This is a genomic window from Burkholderia seminalis DSM 23518 (genome assembly GCF_902832885.1).
Lineage (GTDB): Bacteria > Pseudomonadota > Gammaproteobacteria > Burkholderiales > Burkholderiaceae > Burkholderia > Burkholderia seminalis.
Map to the genome: position 1 here is coordinate 217,042 of NZ_CADFDK010000002.1, position 20,299 is coordinate 237,340.

16 protein-coding genes are annotated in these 20,299 nt (G+C 66.6%); 10 read left to right on the forward strand and 6 right to left on the reverse strand.

Annotation, left to right across the window (positions count from 1 at the left end):
• Positions 1–8 precede the first annotated feature (8 nt).
• Positions 9–1,211 carry an MFS transporter gene (locus tag HWX00_RS07415; protein ID WP_175027038.1) on the reverse strand — a complete coding sequence of 401 codons (1,203 nt, stop codon included), beginning with the start codon at positions 1,209–1,211 and terminating at the stop codon, positions 9–11.
• A gap of 138 nt (positions 1,212–1,349) precedes the next feature.
• Here HWX00_RS07415 and HWX00_RS07420 point away from each other — a divergent pair, with 138 nt between their 5' ends.
• On the forward strand, positions 1,350–2,282 hold the full coding sequence (locus tag HWX00_RS07420) for a LysR substrate-binding domain-containing protein (protein ID WP_175027039.1): 933 nt from the start codon (positions 1,350–1,352) through the stop codon (positions 2,280–2,282).
• Between the two features lie 135 nt (positions 2,283–2,417).
• Here HWX00_RS07420 and HWX00_RS07425 read toward each other — a convergent pair whose 3' ends face one another.
• Positions 2,418–3,119: a flavin reductase family protein gene (locus HWX00_RS07425; RefSeq protein WP_124670174.1), complete on the reverse strand. Its 702-nt coding sequence runs from the start codon at positions 3,117–3,119 to the stop codon at positions 2,418–2,420.
• Between the two features lie 213 nt (positions 3,120–3,332).
• Between HWX00_RS07425 and HWX00_RS07430 the strand changes: the two genes are divergently transcribed.
• Entirely contained in the window at positions 3,333–3,659 is a 327-nt protein-coding gene (locus HWX00_RS07430; RefSeq protein WP_049031120.1) for a thioredoxin family protein, read from the forward strand.
• A 10-nt stretch (positions 3,660–3,669) separates the two neighbouring features.
• Entirely contained in the window at positions 3,670–4,089 is a 420-nt protein-coding gene (locus HWX00_RS07435; RefSeq protein ID WP_034188617.1) for a secondary thiamine-phosphate synthase enzyme YjbQ, read from the forward strand.
• Positions 4,090–4,119: 30 nt separating this feature from the next.
• Here HWX00_RS07435 and atsR read toward each other — a convergent pair whose 3' ends face one another.
• The 3 genes from atsR to HWX00_RS07450 are packed head-to-tail and all read right to left on the reverse strand — an operon-like array spanning position 4,120 to position 7,378.
• Positions 4,120–5,940 carry a hybrid sensor histidine kinase/response regulator AtsR gene (gene atsR, locus HWX00_RS07440; protein WP_049031121.1) on the reverse strand — a complete coding sequence of 607 codons (1,821 nt, stop codon included), beginning with the start codon at positions 5,938–5,940 and terminating at the stop codon, positions 4,120–4,122.
• Positions 5,941–5,953: 13 nt separating this feature from the next.
• Complete coding sequence (locus HWX00_RS07445; RefSeq protein ID WP_049031122.1) at positions 5,954–6,457, reverse strand: putative pterin-binding protein; 504 nt, start codon at positions 6,455–6,457, stop codon at positions 5,954–5,956.
• A gap of 48 nt (positions 6,458–6,505) precedes the next feature.
• Positions 6,506–7,378, reverse strand: a complete 873-nt coding sequence (locus HWX00_RS07450; RefSeq protein WP_034188549.1) for a response regulator — start codon at positions 7,376–7,378, stop codon at positions 6,506–6,508.
• Positions 7,379–7,735: 357 nt separating this feature from the next.
• Between HWX00_RS07450 and HWX00_RS07455 the strand changes: the two genes are divergently transcribed.
• The 6 genes from HWX00_RS07455 to HWX00_RS07485 all read left to right on the forward strand — a co-directional run bounded on the left by HWX00_RS07455 (position 7,736) and on the right by HWX00_RS07485 (position 18,227).
• Positions 7,736–8,323: a tetratricopeptide repeat protein gene (locus HWX00_RS07455; RefSeq protein WP_034188548.1), complete on the forward strand. Its 588-nt coding sequence runs from the start codon at positions 7,736–7,738 to the stop codon at positions 8,321–8,323.
• A 122-nt stretch (positions 8,324–8,445) separates the two neighbouring features.
• Positions 8,446–9,273, forward strand: coding sequence for a hypothetical protein (locus tag HWX00_RS07460; RefSeq protein ID WP_034188547.1), 828 nt, complete (start codon positions 8,446–8,448; stop codon positions 9,271–9,273).
• A gap of 115 nt (positions 9,274–9,388) precedes the next feature.
• Positions 9,389–10,411: a hypothetical protein gene (locus HWX00_RS07465; protein WP_034188546.1), complete on the forward strand. Its 1,023-nt coding sequence runs from the start codon at positions 9,389–9,391 to the stop codon at positions 10,409–10,411.
• 371 nt (positions 10,412–10,782) lie between these two features.
• Positions 10,783–13,860 carry an ATP-binding protein gene (locus HWX00_RS07470; RefSeq protein ID WP_175027040.1) on the forward strand — a complete coding sequence of 1,026 codons (3,078 nt, stop codon included), beginning with the start codon at positions 10,783–10,785 and terminating at the stop codon, positions 13,858–13,860.
• Positions 13,861–14,484: 624 nt separating this feature from the next.
• Complete coding sequence (locus HWX00_RS07480; RefSeq protein WP_034188543.1) at positions 14,485–15,144, forward strand: response regulator; 660 nt, start codon at positions 14,485–14,487, stop codon at positions 15,142–15,144.
• Positions 15,145–15,224: 80 nt separating this feature from the next.
• Positions 15,225–18,227 (forward strand): hybrid sensor histidine kinase/response regulator, encoded by a 3,003-nt coding sequence (locus tag HWX00_RS07485; RefSeq protein ID WP_175027041.1) that lies wholly within the window; start codon positions 15,225–15,227, stop codon positions 18,225–18,227.
• A 303-nt stretch (positions 18,228–18,530) separates the two neighbouring features.
• Here the strand turns inward: HWX00_RS07485 and HWX00_RS07490 are convergent, their stop codons facing one another.
• The gene (locus HWX00_RS07490) at positions 18,531–19,574 is read right to left on the reverse strand and encodes a 1-aminocyclopropane-1-carboxylate deaminase (RefSeq protein ID WP_175027108.1); all 1,044 of its coding nucleotides are present in this window, start codon (positions 19,572–19,574) and stop codon (positions 18,531–18,533) included.
• Positions 19,575–19,738: 164 nt separating this feature from the next.
• Here HWX00_RS07490 and HWX00_RS07495 point away from each other — a divergent pair, with 164 nt between their 5' ends.
• Positions 19,739–20,239, forward strand: coding sequence for an Lrp/AsnC family transcriptional regulator (locus HWX00_RS07495; RefSeq protein ID WP_034188541.1), 501 nt, complete (start codon positions 19,739–19,741; stop codon positions 20,237–20,239).
• Positions 20,240–20,299 lie beyond the last annotated feature (60 nt).

Sequence of the window (20,299 nt, forward strand, 5' to 3'; positions counted from 1 at the left end):
CATCCTGTTCAGTCATCCGCCAGATGCGGGCGCAGTGCGAGGGCGAGCGGAAAGATCGCGAGGGCGGTCAACGCGGTCGCATACGTGGCGCCATGCACACCGATCCTGTCGCCCAGGAAACCGTAGAGAACGGGCGAGATCGCGCCCGATGCGATCGTCCCCGTGTAGAAAATCGCGAATGCGCGCTCGGTACGCTCGGGTGCGGACATCTCCGGAACGGTTCCGTACAGCACCGACGAAGTGCCGTTGAGCATCATACCCAGAATCGGCAGCAGCATCATGGTAAGTGCCAACGGGAGATACATCACCGCGACGATGCACGCGGCCGTACCGCCCTCCGTGAGCAGCACCGTCCTGACCATGCCCAGGCGCGCGCCCAGCCAGCCGCACATGAATTTGCCGGCCGCACCGCCTATGAAAACGAGTGCAAGCGCCGTTCCCAGCAGTTGCGGCGAGACACCCTTTGCCTTGAGCAGGAAAGGCAGAAAGGTAAGCAGTCCCATGCGTACCGCCGTATCGAGCACGCCGATGGAAAACAGCGTGGTGAATCCGCTTCCGCCGGTGCCGCTGCGTTGAGCGGACGCCTGCCCTTTGGCCGCCGTCTTGTCGGCGCCACGCGGCACGGCGGGAAACCAGAGTGCGATGACGGCGGCCACGACGCAGCCCAATCCGGCGACGATCCATAGCGCGTGACGCCACGGCATCAGGGTCACGAGCAGCGAAATGGCGGCCGGCAGTGCGGATTTCCCCAGATCGCCGGCGAAGTTGTAGATGCTGAGCGGGCCTCTCGCGTCGCGTCCATAGAGGCGGGACACGGCGCCCGATGCGATCGGATGCTGCGTGCTGGATCCGCCGCCCGAAATCGCCAGCGCCACGCCCAGACCGAGCAGGCCGCCCGACAGGCCCGCGAGCGCATAGCCGAGCGCGGCGAGCAGCGTGCCGAATGCGAGGGTCGTGCGGCTGCCCAGGTGTTGCGCGAGGCGCCCCGCCGACAACTGCAGCGTCGCCATCGTGCCGGCATAGACGCCGCGCAGGATCGCCAGGGCCGCAAAGTCGAGCCCGAATTCCGACTGCCACACGGGCAGCAACGCGTAGATCATGTCCGTATAGCCATCGTGCGTGGCGTGCGCAAGGCACGACAGCCACAGCACGCGCCGTCGGGGTGACGCGGTCTCCCGCATCATGGGCGGGGAAAAATCTGGCAGGCGCATCGTCGTTCGCTCCGTGCGAGCGGTCGGTGGAAGCCCTTCGTGGCTTCGCTTTCGCGCTCGAAGTGTCAATTTTATGGTTGAGGTCGCGGCCATTTCAATTGAACTAAAATTGCGTCAACAGAGAGAAAAAGTCACGTCATGAACGACAACCAGGACACGGCGAAGCACCGGGGCGAGTTGCCCCCGCTCAATGCGCTGCGCGCGTTCGACGCGGTCGCGCGGCACGGCAGCTTCGCGGGGGCGGCGCTGGAGCTGCATGTCACCCACTGGGCCGTAGGCAAGCAGATCAGGCTGCTGGAGGACTGGTTCGGCCTGCCGTTGTTCGACCGTCGTCCGCGCGGTGTCGTGCTGACCGACGAAGGAGCCGCGCTGCTGAATGACGTCAGCCACGTGTTCGAGCGCCTCGGTACCGCGGTGGGGCGGCTGCGCCACGACACGTTCAAGCACCGGATATCGGGCGTCGTGCGGGTGAATGTGCCGATGAGCTTTGCGCTGTGCTGGCTGCTGCCGCGGCTCGCCGATTTCCATTCGCGGTACCCCGACATCGACGTCAGGGTATCGACGACATCGCGCAAGTTGCGCTATGTCGCCGACGCTTTCGATATCGGGGTCCGTTCCGGTCCCGAGCAGGGCGCGGGCGTCGTATCGCGTCCGCTGATGCCCGACCTGCGCGTGCCGGCCTGCAATCCCGCGTTGCTGCGCCGGCATCCGATACAAAGCGTGGCCGACCTGCGCCATCACACCCTGCTGCATTCGGCCACGACGCGCTCCGCCTGGTCGCACTGGTTGCAGGAGGCGGGTGCTTCCGATCTGCGCGCCGTGCGTCATGTCGAATTCGATCATGTGAATCTTCAGCTCGGCGCGGCCGTCGAGGGGCTCGGCGTGGCCCTGGCGTCGTTGCCGCTGATCGGGCGCGATCTCGCCGAGGGGCGCCTCGTGTGTCCGATCGCGTCGCCCGTATGGCGTGCTGACGACTACATGCTGGTGACGAGCGCCGATCGTGCCGACGATGCCGCGGTGTCCGCGTTCGAGCGATGGATGGAAGGCGTGGCGAGCCGAGAGGCGGGATAGGCTCGCGGTGTCGGTCCGCGCGATCGGCACGGCGATGCACAGGGCCGGCGGTGCGGGGGCGGCGCAGCCGCGTCGATACCGCCGGTGGAGGCACGACGAAGCGCCGGCTTCGCTGCCATTGCGCCGGGCGTTTCGTTACCGTCCGGCGCCGGTCAAGATGCCCGCTTCACGCGAACGCTCGATGTCGGGGCTGCGATACGCGCGCTCCGGAATCTCCGCGAGCCGCGACGCATGCACCTGCCGCGGCGCCAGCCCGTAGAACTTCTGGAAGCTCATGATCAGCGGCGACCACTTGTCCGGATCGATGCGGTCCGCGTGGCCGTCCATCAGCAGGTCGGGATGCACGTGCACGCGCTGGATGCGCAACTCGAACACGCGGATATGGCCGCGCAGGTCCGGCGCCTCGTCGCCGATTCCGTGCGCGGCCGCGACGACCGCTTCCATGTGCACCGGGCATTCGAGCGCGCGCGGCGGCGCGACGGTTTGCGACGCGGCTGCGGTGAGCCCGGCCGTGCCGAACTTGTCGGGTTCGAATACGTAGCCTTTCGCGCGCTTGCCGTCGGGCACCGGATACGTGCCCGTCGTGCGCGCGATCCGGTCGACCGCGTCCGCCTGCGCCGACGACGGCAGGTTCAGCACGCATTCGCCGGTGCGCAACAGGTTGCGGGTGGTCTGCGAGCTGGCGGCGATGCCGATCACGCCGCGCCAGCCGAGCCAGAACGCGGACGAGATCGGCGCGAGATTGGGCGTGCCGTTTTCGTTCAGCGTGCTGACCAGCACGACGGGCGTGCCGAAATAGAGGATGTTCGGTTCGGTGACGCAATGCGGCGCATTCATGGCGGGTGCCCTCGTTGACGGATCAGTCCGCATGCTGATCCGGTCGCGGCGGCGCGGCGCTCCGAATCTTGTCGTGTCATTCCCGAAGGACGCGGGCGCCGCGACCGGCCGGCATCGCGCGCGCTTTTCCGCTAGAGTAGGAAATCGTCGGCCGCGACCGCCGCACCACGCACGCGGGCGCGGCCCCGTTCCGCCAACGCACACGAGGGCCCGATGGACACCGAACAACGCTACACCGCCAATGCGCCGACGCGCGCGGAAGTCGACGCACTGGGCGGCGCAACCGTCATCGAATTCGGCGCGAACTGGTGCGGGATCTGCGCAGGCGCGCAGCCCGCGATCGCCGCGTCGTTCTCCGCGCATCCTGCGGTGCGGCACCTGAAGATCGAGGATGGCCCGGGCCGCCCGCTCGGCCGCTCGTTCGGCGTGAAGCTGTGGCCGACCCTCGTCTTCCTGCGCGACGGCGTCGAGGTCGCGCGCGTCGTGCGCCCCGCCGACGCGAAACAGATCGAAGCCGACGGCTTCGCCGCGCTGGCCTGAGGTGGCCGAGATGCAACAGGCCCTCACGCACATCGGCGTCGACACGCGCGGCGGCGGCCTCGTCGAATTCACGCCGCAGGTGCGCGCGTTCGTCGACCAGCAGGCGATCCGCACCGGCCTCGTCACCGTGTTCTGCCGCCATACATCGGCGTCGCTGCTGATCCAGGAGAATGCCGATCCGTCGGTGCGGCGCGACATCGAACGCTATTTCGCGACGCTCGCGCCCGAGGACGACACGCGCTACGAGCACGACACCGAAGGCGCGGACGACATGCCCGCGCATCTGCGCACGGCGCTCACGCAGGTGCAGCTGTCGATTCCGGTCGAGCACGGGCGCATGGTGCTCGGCACGTGGCAGGGGATCTACCTGTTCGAGCATCGCCGCGCGGCGCACCGGCGCGACATCGTGCTGCATCTGATCGGCGAGTAGGCGGGAACGGGGAACGGGCGATGCGCCTGCTCAGGCGAGCAGCTTCTCGACGAGCGTGCCGAGCTCGCGCAAATGGACGGGTTTCGGCAGGAATGCATCGAACACCTGCTTGTTCTCGCGCAGCGCGGCCGACTCATATGCGCTGACGCCGAGGATCGCCGGATGGCGGCCGTCGTGGTCGGGTTCCGCCGCCGCGCGAATGCGCCGCGCGACCTCGAAGCCGCTCAGGTCCGGCAGTTCGAGATCGAGCACGACGATGTCGTAGCGGCCCGTGCCGAAGCGCGCGACGCCTTCCTGCCCGGTGCCGCACAGTTCGGCCTCGATGCCGAGGGCCGACAGCATCGCACCAAGCGTTTCGCGCGCGTTGTCGTTGTCGTCGACCACCAGCGCGCGCCGGTCGCGGAGCGCGATCGCGGGCGGCAGTGCGGGCACGTCGCCGGCCGCGTGGCCGGCCGTGTCGATGCCCGGCACTTCGGCCGGCAGCGTCACGACGAACTCGCTGCCTTCGCCGACCACGCTGCGCACGTCCACATGCCCGCGCAGCGTCGTCACGATTTCGCGCACGACCGCGAGCCCCATGCCGATCCCGTCCACATGCAGCCCGACCGCGTCGTTCGCGCGATAGAACGGCTCGAAGATCTTCGACAGGTGTTGCTTCGCGATGCCGGCGCCCGTGTCGTGCACGGCGATCTTCACCTGCTGGCCGGCCGGCGTGTCGGCGAGCGTGATCGACACCTTGATCGATCCGCCGTGCGTGTACTTGACCGAGTTCTCGATCAGGTTCGACAGCACCTGCCGCAGCAGCTTGCGATCGGAGCGGATCGCGAGACCCGGCGGCTCGATCCGCTGTTCGACCGTGATCCGCTTGGCCAGGATCTTCTCGCGCAACGGTTCGATCGCTTCGGCGAGCAGCGGCGCGATTCCGACGGTATCCAGTTCGGCCAGGCGTTTCGTCGAGCGCAGCTTGATGTAGTCGGTGAGGTCCTTGACGAGTGCTTCGAGCGACAGCGCGGAATTCTGCAGCCGCCGGATCGTCTTCAGGTTCGCGTCGGACTGCGGGCGCGCGAGCAGGATCTCGATCGACCCGCAGATGGCCTGCAGCGGCGTGCGCAGCTCGTGGCTGACCATCCCGAGGAACGCGTTCTTCGCCTCGATCATCTCGAACGCGCGGTCGGAGGCCTTGCGCTCGGCGTCGAGCGCCGCGTTTTGCCGTTCGAGCAGGTCGTCGCGCGTGCGCATCGTGTAGAACAGCAGCAGGAACAGTGCGCACAGGATCACGCCGAGCACGATGCCGAGGATCAGGATCGCACGCTGCTTTTCCTTCAGCTGATGGAACGTGAAATCGCGTTGCGCCATCTCGATCGCGCGGAAGTAGTTCGCGAGGCCGTTGACCTTCGGCCAGTATGCATTGACTTCGTCGATCACCTGCCGCGCGTTCTTCGGCGTGTCGCGCAGCGGCGGCACTTCCTGCTTCAGGCGCGTCATGAATTCACCGAGCGCGTCGATCTCGTTGCGCGCGCGCGGAATGCGCAGCCAGTATTCGGATACTTCGGACGGCCGCTGCAGGAACCCGAACGACACCGACAGGCTGTCGAGCTGCATCCGCACGTGATCGAAGTCGTCGTCCTCGCGTGTCGCGTAGAGGATCAGTTGCCGGTCGAATCGCGTATAGACGTTGCGGTATTGCGCGGCGGTCCAGAACACGCCTTCGCGCGGCCCTTCGAGCACGCCCTCGTTGACCGAGGTCGCGAGCAGGTCCCACAGCAGGAACGCCCACGCGGCGAACCCCATGATCCACAGCGAGCCGAGGACCAGGATGATCTTTCTGTTTTTCCACCGCCGGCGTTTCATGTCGCGGTCGAACTCACTTCACGGTCAGGCCGATGATCTGCCACGCGAACTTGGCCTCGCCGAGCGGCGTCTTCAGCTCGTCGGGATACTGGTCGCGCGGATACATGATCCACAGCGGGCCGTAGTTGTCGTTGCCGAGCACCTTGCCGTTCATCGTCCGCGCGAGGATCACGCCGTACTTGTCGGCATCCGACACGGGAATCGTGAACGTGTACTCGTCGATGCAGCGGAATTCGATCTGCGTGCCATGCGCGCCGACGGTCTTCAGCACGTCCGACAGGCGCGGGCCGGTGAAGGTCGACTTCGGCGTCCAGCTCGTCGACGTGACGATCGTATGCTGCGGCAGCGCCATCAGCGCCTGCTCGGAAAAGACGTAGGTCATCTTCCCCTGCTGGTTGCTCTTGCTGATCCTGCCGTCGACGGTGAACGTAAACGACGAAGCCGCCCATGCCGAGGCGGCCATGCCGAGCAGGCAGGCCGTCAGCAGGCTCTTGATCCAGATGGTTGAAATGCGCATGTCGTGCCCTCGGTCTCGTGGTTCGTGTCGTGGTTCGTGGTTCGGGACTCAGTTCGCGGCGGCCACGGCCGGCAGCGTGATCTTCAGTTCGCGCGCCACTTCGGCGAACAGGATCGGCAGGCGCACGGGCTTTTCCTCGCAGCGCGCGTTGTAGTGCGACACGATGTGCGCGATTTCGTCCTCGCTGGCTTCGCCGGTCGAGATCTTGCCGGTCAGCAGGAAGATCGGCGCGCCGCTGTTCTCGCTCGAACGGATGCCGCGCACGAGTTCGGCGGCCGTCTGGTCGCCGAGCATCCAGTCGAGGATGTAGCCGTCGAAATCCTCGACTTCCAGCGCCTTGCGGAACGTCGCGCCGTCGAAGTACGGAATCGCGTTCACGCCTTTCTCGATGAAATATTCACACACCGTCTCGGCGACATCCTGCGAATCGTCGACCACGGCGATCCGCGCCGCGTAGACGTTCGGCTGGGTCGAGCGCAGCTCGATCACGTCGACCGGATAGGTGCGGCCCTCGCGCGCGTGCTGGCGCTCGGTCACGATCCATTCGCCCTGCCACTGCAGCGCGACGAAATCCGTTTCGATCTGGCTGCTGGCCTTCGTCGAGATCGCGGCGCGGCAGCGGAAGCGCCTCGATTCGATCACGAACGTCGCGTCGATCATCTCGGCGGCGGCCGGCTGCGTGCCCTTGTCGTCGAGCAGGATCGCGGGCGGCACGCCGAAGTGCGTCGCGATGTCCTGCAGCTGCGACAGGTTCCACGGGATCAGGCCTTTCATCTTGCGCGTGACGACCGAGAAGCTCAGGCCGAGCACGTTGGCGATCGTCGTGTTGTGGCTACGCGGCGGAATGCCGTTCCGGTTCAGTAGATCGCGCACCTTGTTCGCGGTGATGAGATCGACATTGGCCTGCTCGGTGGTGGACATCTCGATGGGGTCTCGAAGGGTTTTGGGCGAGGGAGAGCATAGCAAAACTGACGTGTCACGCAAACTTTGAAAAAGCGAATGACCTTGACATGCCATTTTTCTCCATTATTATTGCTCACCACGTCACTATTGTTTGCTGCGTCATGTTTGGAGATCGATGCCGGGATAGCCGGTACAGCGAAAAGCGGCAGCCATGAAATGGTGACGGAACAATTCCAAGAGAGAACCTGAGAGAGCCTTGGACTGCGTGTCGGCGTTGGCGGATTGTATCCGTTGCGCCGCACGCAACCAGGTACGAGCTCACGGGGTGGGATGGCTCGAAGAATTGCGGCGCCAATAAAACTGAGGACTGTACCAATGTATCGCCGTTTACTCGCTCCGGGGCTGCTGTTGCTGCTGGCCGCGTGCGCGCAGGACCCGTCCGTCACCGGCAACACGGTACGGATCTGCGACGACACCGGGTGTTCCGATCGCCCGAAAGATCAGGTGTCCTATCAGAAGAAGGACGATGCGGAAGACCGGGAAGATCCGCGTATCGCCGCGCTGAAGCAGACCGCGAAGACCCAGCCGAAGGCTGCCTACGACCTCGGCCTGCGTTATTTCCGCGGCGACGGCGTGCGCCAGGACAGCTATCAGGCGCTCAAGTGGATGCGCGAGGCCGCCGAGCGCGGCGACCTGCAGGCGCAGAAGGCGCTCGGCAGTTTCTACCTGTTCGGCCTCGAGGAAATGGGCTCCGACGCGCGTGAAGCGGAGAAGTGGCTGTCGATCGCGGCCGGCCGCGGCGACAAGGAATCGAAAAAGCTGCTCGATCTCGCGCGCAAGGCCAAGAAGGAAGACGAAGAAGACTGGAAATGGCGCACGCAATGGCGTGACGTCTATTACGGCTACTGGTACTCGGGCTATCCGTACTACGGCGTCTGGCAGCAGACGTACTGGTACTACTGACCGCGCATCAGGCAACGGGGGCAGCAGCGGGGGGACCACCAGCGCGCGCCACGCCGGGGGGGCTTATCGAAGTTCGCACGAACACATAAGCCGAACAACGACTCTAATCGATCGACAACGACATGAAGACCAACCTTTCCCAACGTCTCACTCAAGGTGCGCTGGTTGCAGCGCTTGGCGCGTCCGTCGCGGGTTGCGGCGGCGTGGTGACGCCCGGCGGACAGAACGCCGGCGTGACGGGTGCCGCGGCAGGCGGCGCGAGCGCGGGCGCGGATTCGCAGCTGCAGCGCTGTGCGTCGCCGCTCGGCACGATCGCCGTCGACGACGGCCGCAACGCCGACTGGTGGGGCCCGTTCGGCAGCGCGACCAAGATGACCACGATCGATCCGCTGCTGCGCCTGGCCGTGCAGCAGTCGAACTGCTTCGTGATCACGTCGATCGGCAACCAGAAGAGCGACGCGCGCCTGTCGCGCATCACGCAGCTGCAGCGCAACTCGGGCGAATACCGCGCGGGCTCGAAGCAGCAGAAGGGCCAGCGTGTCGCGGCCGACTACTACATGGAGCCGCAGATCGTGATCAACGATTCGCCGATCGGCGGCATCGGCAGCATGATCGGCGGGCTGATCGGCAACAGCGCGGTGGCGGCGGTGGCCGGCCACCTGCAGACGAAGGCGTCGGTCGTGACGCTGACGCTGTTCGACGTGCGCTCGGCCGTGCAGATCGCGGCGTCGGAAGGCAGCTCGACGGCGACCAACTACGGTGCGGCGCTGGGCGGTTTCGGCGGCGGCGTGGGCGGTGCGCTCGCCGGGTTCTCGTCGACGCCGGAAGGCAAGGCGACGGTCGTCGCGTTCATCGACGCGTACAACAAGATGGTCGTGGCGCTGCGCAGCTACAAGGCGCAGGACGTGAAGGGCGGCCTCGGCCGCGGCGGCCAGCTGCAGGTCAACTGACGTTCCCGGGCCGGTGGTTGGCCGCCGGCCCAATCCCGATGCGGATGGTCCGTGCGCGCGGCGTGATCCGTGCGTAACGGCTTCGTTCGTCCTGTTCGTTCAGAAGGTGATTCCGATGAAAACCGTTGCATTGATCGCATTGACTTGCCTGGCGCTGACCGCTTGCGGCGGCGACGACACTTCCGCGCCTGCATCGTCCGGCGGATCGGGCACGAGCAACAACGGCGGCAGCGGTGGCACGGGCACCGGCTCCGGCGGGACGGGCGGCGGCGGGGCGGGAAGCGGTGGTTCGGGCGGCTCCGGCGGCGGTACGCTGACGTGGCGCTACGAGGCACAGCCGGTCGCGGCGGATCGGGCGAGCTTCCTGACGCTGGTCAACAACGAGGGCGCAAAAGGCTATCGATATCTGGGCGACTATTTCTACAATGCGAGCAACGGCGGGTCGCAGTCGATCTTCGTGAACGACGGCACCGCGCAGACCTACACGTACCAGTTGCAGACGGCGCCGGCCGACATGACGTCCTTCGTGAACGCGGCCAACGCGCAAGGGGCGAGCGGCTACCGCTACGAAGGGCCGCTCACGTACGGCGACCTCTATCGCAAGGACGGCGGCTCGTCGGCCACCTACACGTACACGGCGACGGGCCTGCCCGCCGACGCCAACGCATTCCTCGCGCAGGCGAACGGACAGGGCCAGTCGGGCTACTGGTTCCTTGGCCCGATGGCGGTGGGCACCGCGCAGGCGAACGTGTACATGAAGAACAACGCGTCGAACGCGACCTATACGTACGACGCGCTGGCGCCGACGTCGACGGTCGGCGACTTCATCGCACAGGCCAACAGCGAGGGGGCGAAGGGTTATCGCGCGAAGGGCGCGATGGCATTCGGTACGGCGATCTCGTGGGTCTACGTGAAGGACCAGACGCAGTCGCCGACCTTCACGTACCAGTCGGCCGCGATCCAGTCGACCGGCGCCAGCTTCGTTCAGCAGGCGAACACATTCGGCGCGCAGGGCAGCGCGTATCTGAGCGATCTCGCGCTCGGCTCGCCCGCGCCGGTGATGGCGTCGTTCTATTTCACGCCGAAGAACTGCACGGGCTTCCTGTGCACGACGCTGAATCCGCTCACCCAGAACTGAGCGGGCGATCCTGCCGGGAAGTCCCGCGCGGGTCGAATCGGGTGCCTCGGTGCGTCACGAGATTCGTTGACGCATCTTTTTGCCGCCGGCTCGCCGGCGGTATTTCATTGTGGACGGACCTGAGGCGATTCGCCGAAGCGACGGGTCCGAACGGCGCGGTGCGCGACACGCGATTCCACCGCCGATTCTCGTTCAAGTTCAAAACAATCATTAAAACAAATAGGACGTGTACTAAAAGGATAATGCACACCTGATTTTCGTGGTGTCGTTAGGCATGATCGGGACCTTACCGTCCCGAATGTTTCCATCGTGACGTCCGGCCGGCCGGGATTTGCCGCAGGTCCGCGTTCCGGGCTCCGTCACATCGAGCCATGCCATACAGCACGCTTCAGTCCATTCGCCGCTACCAGAGCATTTCGATGTTCGGGGGCGGCATCGTCGTCACGATCCTGATCCTGATCGCCTGCGGGCTCGGGATCACGTCGATCGTCTACGGCCATCTGGACGGCGAGCGGCGCAATTTCCTGAACGGTGTCGAGGAAGCCGCGGACGAGGTGCAGGTGGCCGAGACGTCGTTCCGCAACGGCGTCACGAATACGCAACTCATCTGGCGGGAGATCGGCGCGGCGCCGGCCGACGTCGTGAACGCGTTCTTCGCCGACGGCCAGCAGCTGGCGATCAAGCCGTATCCGTCGCTCGTGGTCGGCGTGCCGGGGCAAACCGCGCGGCGCGACGAGGTCGCTCGTTATCTCGCGCTGTCGTTCATGCTGTCGCGCATCTGCGCGGCGAGTTCGCTCAATCGCGGGCGTACGCTCGAGGGGTACCACTACAGTACGCGCACGGGCGTCTTCGGCCTGGTGCCACACCTGGCGCGCGACAATCCGGCACTGGCGTCGGCCGACGCGCGTGCGCAAGTATTCGATGCGCTGCGCATCGATTTCGACGGCTCGCCGCCGGCGCCGAACGACGGTCGGCCGAACGTCCGCTGGCTGCCGCCCTACGTCAACCCCGTCACCGGGCAGATGCGCATCCGCGTCGCCGCCGAGGCGCGCGCCGCCGGCCAGCCGTTCGCGGTGCTGGTCACCGAATACGCACCCGACTACCTGCTGTCGTGGCTGCCCGGACGGGGCTTGGCCGGCACGTTCTTCATCACGTCGGCGGACAACCGGCTGATCGCGATCGATCCGGACGTCGCACGCACGAACGCCCTGAGCGAGCGCTTGCTGAGCCTCGATGTCGCGCATCGTGGAAGGGTGTCCGCCGAGCCGCTCTTTCGCGACGGCGCGATCGTGTTCAGCAGCAAGCTCGCGGCAACCGGCTGGACGATCGCCTATGTGCTGTCGTGGGCCGACGTGCTGGCCGGCATCGGCGTGCAGGCCGGCGGGCTCGCGGCGTCGACCCTCGTTGCGATCATCGTGATGTGGCTGCTGCTCGTGCGTTTCCACCGGCGCGTGCTTGTGCCGGTGTATGCACGCTCGGCCCGCGTGTTCGACAGCGAGGCGCTGTGCCGCAGCGTGATCGCGATGGCGCCGGTCGGCATCGGCCTCGTGTCGTTGTCCGACCGGCGCGTGATGCTCGCGAGCGACGCGCTCAAGCAGATGCTGCTGCCGCATGAAGGCGATTACCATGCGCTGTCCGCGCTGGCACTCGAGAAGTACGACGCGTTCGTCGCGAACGGCGGGGCCGGCCGGACGATGACGACCGAGCTCGTGCTCGACGCACGCGGCGATACGCCGCTGCACCTGGAGATCATCGCGCACGGCGCGCGTTATCAAGGCGAGGACGTGCTGATCGCGACGTTCGCCGACATGAGCGCGCAGTGCCGCCTCGTTCATCAGCTCGAGGAAGCGGTGCGCGCGGCCGATTCGGCGAATGCGGCCAAGTCGTCGTTTCTCGCCGCGACGAGTCATGAGATCCGCACGCCGCTGAACGTGATCCTCGGCAACCTCGAGCTGCTCGAGCGCACGGCGCTCGATGCCTCGCAGCAGGGCCGCGTGCGGACGCTGCGCGCGTCGGCCGAAGGGCTGCTCGCGATCGTCAGCGACGTGCTCGATTTCTCGAAGATCGAAGCCGGCGCGATGTCGGTCGAGTCGATCGAGTTCGACGTGATCGCGGTGATCGAGCGCGAGCTCGCGGCATTCGCGTCGGTCGCGAAGGCAAAAGGGTTGCCGCTGTTCGCCGATATCGATGCGAGCGGCGCGCAGCGCATGCGCGGCGATCCGACGCGGCTCGCGCAGGTGGTCGGCAACCTGCTGAGCAACGCGATCAAGTTCACGAGCGCCGGGCGCATCGTCGCGCGCGTGGCGGTCGGGCGAAATGCGCGCGGTGCGCCCGAGATCGCCATCGGCATCGAGGATACCGGCATCGGGATCGACCCTGCGCAACAGGGCAAGCTGTTCAAGGCGTTCTCGCAGGTCGATGCGTCGATCACGCGGCGCTATGGCGGCACGGGGCTCGGGCTCGCGCTGTGCGACCGGCTGGTCGCGGCGATGGGCGGGACGATTGCGGTCGACAGCGCGCCGGGCGTCGGCAGCCTGTTCACCGTGCGCTTGCCGCTGCATACGGGCATTGCGCCGAAATCCCCGGCCGGCGCGGGTGCCGGCCGGACGCTGATCGTCGTGTCGCCGGAGGACGCGTGGCGTGCGTTTGCCTTTCCGCATCTGCGTGCATGGGGGTTCGACGTCGCGATGCATCCGAGTCCGATCGGGATTGCCGCCGGGTGCCTCGCGCGTGCACACGCGATCGTGCTCTTCGGCGATTCCGACCAATGGCGGCGCGAGGAGCTCGACAGCCTCGGCGGCGGTACGCCGGTCGTGCTGGCGACGCCGGACGGCCCGCTGCAGCCGGACGTCGCGGGCCGCACGATCCGCGTGTCGAGTTATTCGCTGAACGGGCTGCGCATGGCGATCGCGCAGGCGCGAGTCGCTACCGCCGAGTCGCCGCGCGGGCCGGGGTGCGCGCCCGATGTCGGGCAGTCGGCGTCGCCGGCTTCCAGCACGCGTGTGCCGCGTGTGCTGGTCGCCGACGATGCGGCGGTCAACGGGTCGATTTTCCGCGAGCAGCTGGATGTGCTCGGTTGCACGGTCCGGTGTGTGTCGTCCGGCGGCGCGGCGCTCGACACGCTCGAGAGCGGCATGTGGGACGTGCTGCTGCTCGGTGCCGACTTGCCCGACATGTCGGTCCGGGAACTGGTCGAAGCCGTTCATGCGCGCGCGTTGCCGTGCGACATGATCGTCGTGGCATCGTATCTGGCGCCCGACAATGCCCGGCGCTACGCGGCATCGAACGTCGCGTATGTGTTAACCAAGCCGGTGACGCTGGCCGACCTGCGCCGCGGCCTCGCCCGCGTTGCGCGGCGGCGCGGGATCGCACTCCCCGCGGGCACGGCGGACAAGCGGCCTGCTTCGGGCGTCATGGCTGCTGCGACGATGCACTGGCCCGGACGGTAAAAAAGAGGCGGCGCGGGGGCGACGCAGATCGCCTGCGTCAGAACAGGGAAGGCAGACACGCCGCATTGCTTCAATGCCGCGTGATTTCGACTGAAGAAGGAAGGGTAAGGCCGTGCGCTATATGGGAAAGGTGTTCGGGCTGCTACTTGGATTCGCGACGTTGCCAGAGAAATCCAGACGGCATTTCCTGATGAAGCTGAACGAATTCATGATGATGTCGCCGTCGCAAAAGCGGCGGGCCGTCACCGAGTGGCAGCATGCCGTGGATGACGAGCCCGGCGAGCCGGACGAAACCGTGGTCAAGCACTAGGGAGCGGTTTCGGCCGCCCGGCGGGACGGGATGGATCGACGGCGTGGGGGCGCCGCCGATCGGACGGGCGTGGGCGGCGGACTGTCGACGGTTCATACCGCAATGTCGTGGTGCGCGCGCCAGCCGGCGAGATGGGCATGTGTGTCGACAGACCGCCACGCTTGATCGTACAGCCGTCTATTATCTTAAAATTGCGCTGCGCACCGCCCGGTTCGCTGGATGCCGCAACGCGATCGTGTTGCGGGATCGATTCGAGCTCCGGCGCGTCGCACAACATCGCACGTCGGGCCGCGTGTATCGGGAGAAAAGTAGAGATGGATGAATTTTTTGTGCGGGTGATGGTGGCGGACGATCATCCTTCGTCCGCGCTCGGGATGTCGCAGGCGCTCGCGGGCAGCAGCACGATCAAGCTGCTCGGCACTGTCTCGAATTCGACCGACCTCGTGGCGATGCTCGACGAGCAGCAGAGCGACGTGCTCGTCGTCGACTATGTGATGCCCGGCGGCAAGTATGGCGACGGTCTGTCATTGCTGTCCTTTCTGCAGCGTCGTTATCCGGCGCTTCGCCTCGTGACGATCACGATGATCGACAACCCGAGCGTGCTGCTCGCGATTCAGAAGCAGGGCGTCGGGTGCATCCTGAGCAAGTCCGATGCGATTTCGCATCTGGTGGGCGCGGTGCACGCGGCCTTCGTCGGGGCCAATTATCTGTCTCCGTTCGTCAAGAGGCTGCTGGAGGACTGCCAGCCGTCGGCGGGTGTCCGCACCCTGACCGCCCGCGAGATCGAAGTCGTGCGGCTTTACGGGGCCGGCCTGACGGTCGGCGAGATCGCCGTCCAGCTTCACCGCAGCAAGCAGACGATCAGTTCGCAGAAATCGAGTGCCATGAAGAAGCTCGGTATCGTTCGCGACGCCGATCTGATTCGCTACGCGAGCGAGGGCCAGCTGCCCGAATTGCCCGAGGCCAGTGCATAGACGGTGTCCGTCGGACACTACCGAGTGACCCGGACGGCGCACGACGCGGTGCCGGCGCCGAGACGACTTCGACGACACTCATGCCAACCAAACTGAAAGCGCTGATCGCGCATGCCGCGGCCGCGGGCCGCAAGCCGTTCGAACCGGGGCGCGTGCGACGGCAGCAGCAATGGCTGCTGTACGGAAGCGGTGTGGCGATCACGGTGTTCGTCCTGGCCTGCGCGGCACTCGTCGTGCGGCTCGACCTGCAGGAATCGGTTGCGCATGAGCGGTCGGAGTTCCTGGTCCGCAAGGCCGACCTGCTGGCGGAGATGGAGGTGGTCAAGGCCCTCCAGAATCGCTACACCGACATCCTCGAGTTGATGGCTCGGCACGGACCGACCACCCCGCCCGATGCACTCGAGCCGTTTGCCGACGGGCGCGGCAGGCTGGCCGTTCTCGGACACGCGGGACGCGTGGCGGTGGCCGCGTTTGCGGCCGATCCGTCGTCTCGGCCAGGGGGCACCTACGCGCCGTTCCTCGCGGCATTTCTCGAGACGGTCGAGAAGACGGGCGTCATGCCGCCGAGGCAGCCCGGCGACCCGGGCATGGGCGGATATCTGATCGATCTGGCGGGCGACTTCGTCATCGTGACCGGGTATCCGCTGGTGAAGTCGACGCTCGCGCTGCCGGCCGGTTTCGACGTGAAGGCATTGATCCGGCAGTTGCAGCCGCCGGCCGATTTCGTATCGGCCGCCGCCGCGCCCGGCAATCGGCCGATTTTTCTGGACAGGCGGCAGGATCCGCTGCTCGGGCGGTCCGTGCTGCGGTTCGCGCAGGCGGTGCGAGATACGCAGGGCAAGCCGATCGCATGGTTTGTCATCGTCACGCGGCCGGAGATCGACGACATCCTGCGTTCCGCGTCCGCCGGCCAGAACTATGCACTGGTCGATTCGAACGCGAATGTCCTGACCGGCCAGCAGGCTGCGCCCGTGCTGACTGCCCGTGCGCTCGATTACGCGCGCGCGGCCGGAGGTGAACGGGCTGCCGCACACCGTGTCGGCACGAATATCGTCATCGGCGATCGCATGCCGGGATTCGACGAGGTACTCACCGCGACGCATTCGTGGCGCAGTGTGTTCGACGACGTGGCCGTCCGCCTGGGTATCGCAACCGGTCTCGCGTTGCTCGCGATCGGAACGGTGTGGTTCGCGATCGTCATGTTCGACCGGCGCGCGCTGCGCCCGGCCAACCGCCGCGCGATCCGGCTGATCGAAAGCGAGGCGCTCAACCGCACGCTGATTCGCACGGCGCCGGCCGGCATCATGCTGCTGTCGCTGGCCAACGGCGACACGATGGCGCGTAACGAAGCCGCACGGATTTACGGCGACGCCGGCACGGCGCCGTTGCTCGGCAAGCGCATCTGGCACGCATACCGCGACAATATCGCGGGCGGACGAAAGCCGCGCGTCGTCACGCACGAATTGGCGGTCGACCGGGCCGGTGGCGGGGCCGCCTACCTGGCCGCGCACATCGTCCGCACCCGCTATCGCGGCGTCGACGTGCTGCTTTGCACGCTGACCGACATCACCGCGCGCAAACAGGCCGAAGACAAGCTCCATGAAGCGCGCGAAGCCGCGGACGACGCGAACAAGGCGAAGTCGACCTTCCTGGCGACGATGAGTCACGAGATTCGTACGCCGCTGAACGCCATCGTCGGCAATCTCGAATTGATGGCGCGCGCGGCGCTGCCCGCCGCGGAACAGCGCCGACTGCGGACGGTCATGTCATCGTCCGACGCGCTGCTGCGCGTGATCAACGACGTGCTCGACCTGTCGAAGGCCGAGTCCAACCAGATGGTGCTGGAAGCCGTGCCGTTCGACCTGCGTGCGGTGCTGCGCGACGTCGCGGCGATCTTTCGGCCGCTCGCCGACGCGAAACGGCTCGTACTCGAATGCCGCGTCGCGCCGGGGTTGGCCGACGGTTACGTCGGCGATCCGACCCGCCTGCGTCAGATCGTGTCGAACCTTGTCAGTAATGCGATCAAATTCACCGAGCACGGCAGCGTGACGATCGACGCGCTGCCGGCTGCCGCTTCCGGCAGGCCGCGCGGCGTCGAAATCGTGGTGCGCGACACGGGCATCGGCATCCCCGCGGAAGCGTTGCCGACGCTGTTCGACGTGTACGTGCAGACCGATCCGTCGATTTACCGGCGCTTCGGCGGCACCGGGCTCGGGCTGCCGCTCTGCGGACGTCTCGCGCGGCTGATGGGCGGCGCGCTGACGGTCGACAGCCGACCGGGTGCGGGGACGCGCTTCACCGCATCGCTGCCGCTGGCGGAGGCGCCGTCCGGATGGCGTGCCGCGTTCGACGACGAGCCCGCGGCGGCGGCGTTGCCGACGCACGCGGACGAAAGCGTGCCGCTGCGCGTGCTCGTCGCGGAAGACCACCCGGCGAGCCGCGTATTGTTGCGGGATCAACTCGATGCGCTGCGCTACGATGCGACGATCGTCACGAACGGCGTCGAGGCGATGCGTGCCTTCTTCGCGCGTTCGTACGACGTGGTACTGACCGATCTCGGCATGCCGGAACTAGACGGCTTTGCGCTGGCGAACTTCCTGCGCGAGCAGGGGGCGACGGTACCCGTGATCGCGATGACCGCGCACGCGACCGAAGAGGATCGCAGGCGGTGCGCGCAGGCCGGCGTCGCGGAAGTCGTGCTCAAGCCGCTGTCGATCGATGCGCTCGGGGCGGTGTTGCAACGCCATGGGGCGCGTGGCGCGACGGCGTTGCAGGCGGTCGATCGCGACGACCGGCAGGCGCCGCCAATGACGGACGCGATTCGTGAACAATTGCGTGCCGCGACGCTGCACTCGCTGTCGACGATCGACGCCGCATTGCCGCGCGGCGACCACGATCGCGTCAAGGGCGAACTGCATTCGATGCGAGGCGGCTTCGCGCTGGCCGGCGACGCAGACGCGAGCGATACGTGCGCGAGAGGCGAGCGCGTGCTGGCCGCGGGCGGTGTCGATGCACTCCGGCCGGAGTGGCCGGAGATGCGCGTGGAGGTGGAGGCTGCGCTGTCGAGATTGTCCGGCGTCTGAACGACGCGACGCCATGCTTGCGGGCGCGATGGCGGGCGATGCCTGCGACGTTGACGGCCGACGACCATGCGCGCCGTGCCGCCGCGCGCACTGAATCGTCGAGCGGTACGCGCCGGCCGAGCGTGTTCATGGACGGCGCGCGAAAACGATGAGGGGCGCACGGTCACCGCACGGCATCGCGCGGAACGGTGCAACGCTCGACCACCGGCTATCCCGCATGCCGCCGCCTCGGGCGGATGCCGAAGGCGGCAGCTTCATGACGCGGAATTGGCCGTCGTGCGCCGGATCGACTGCGGAAGCCCGTCAGCCGTTGCGGAAGATCTCCGCGTAAGCGCTCAAGGCCGGCACGCCGCCAAGGTGCGCATACAGCACCTTCGACCCCGGCTCGAATTCCCCGCGCCGCACCTTGTCGATCATCCCGTGCATCGATTTCCCTTCATAGACGGGATCGGTCAGCATGCCTTCGAGCCGCGCGCACATCCGGATCGCTTCCAGCGCGCCTTCATTCGGCAGCCCGTATTCGGGGCCGGCAAAACGCGTATCGAGCACGACGTCCCGCTCGTCGATGCGGCGCCCGAGTTCGACGATCTCGGCCGTATACCGCGCGATGCGCGTGATCTGCGCATGCGTCTTCTCCGGCGTCGCGGACGCATCGATGCCGATCACGCGGTCCGCGCGCCCGTCGGCCGCGAAGCCAACGACCATCCCGGCCTGCGTGCTGCCCGTGACCGAGCAGGCCACGATGTAATCGAACTTGAAGCCGAGCTGCGCTTCCTGTTCCCGCACTTCTTCCGCGAAGCCCACGAAACCGAGGCCGCCGAGCGGAAGCTCGGAACATCCGGCCGGAATCGGGTAAGGCTTGCCGCCCGCCTGCCGCACGCTGTCCATTGCTTCTTCCCAACTGCGGCGAATGCGGATGTCGAAGCCGTCGGCGACGAGCCGTACGTCGGCCCCCATCATCCGCGACAGCTGGATGTTGCCGACGCGGTCGTATACCGGATCGTCGTAGTTGACCCAGTGCTCCTGCACGAGCACGCACTTCATCCCGAGATGCGCGGCGACGGCCGCGACCTGGCGTGTCTGGTTCGATTGCACGCCGCCGATCGACACGAGCGTGTCCGCACCCTGCGCGAGCGCATCGGGAATCAGGTATTCGAGCTTGCGGGTCTTCTTGCCGCCGAACGCAAGGCCGCTGTTGCAGTCCTCACGTTTCGCATGCAGCTCGACCTTGCCGCCGAGATGCGCGCTCAGGCGCTTGAGCGGCTGGATCGGGGTCGGACCGAACGTGAGCGGATAACGGGTGAAACGTTGCAGGTTCGTCGACGCGCTCCGAGGGACGGTGGACAGGAAACCGGATCGGCGGGGTGCGGCTTGCACGCCGTGTCCCGATGGAAAAATGATTGGCAGGATGGTGCGAAATGGGCTTGCGAAATAAATAATGAAAACCTACGTTATCTGTGAGGTCAGGAATGAATGAATAATTTTGATTCGCAAAATTTCGAGGAAACGCAATGAAATTAGATCGCGTCAGTGCATCGCCGGCCGACGCCGCGGCGGCGCTCGACCGCATCGACCGCGCGATCCTGCGGCAGTTGCAGCAGGACGCGTCGATCTCGAACGTGAGCCTCGCGGCGAAGGTGAAGCTGAGCGCGCCGGCGTGCCTGCGGCGCGTCGAGCGGTTGAAGGAGATGGGATTGATTCGCGGCATCGTCGCGCTGCTCGACCCGAAGCCGCTGGGTGCCGGGATGCTGGTCGTGATCGGCTTCGTGCTCGATCGTTCGACGCCGGAAGCATTCGCCGAATTCGAGAAGGCCGCGCAGAAAGTGTCGGGGTGCGTCGAGTGTCACGTGGTGACCGGCGAATTCGACTACTTCATGCTGCTCCGCACGCGCGACAACGAGAGCTTCAACCGTTTGCATGCCGAACAGTTGCTGTACCTGCCCGGTGTGCGACAGGTGCGCTCGTTCATGGTGCTCAAGGAAATTCTGTCGACGCACGCGTTGCCGGTTTAGCGCGGAGCGCCGCCGATTCACGCCGGTCCGTGTGAGAGCGGCGCATGCGCCGCGGCGTGG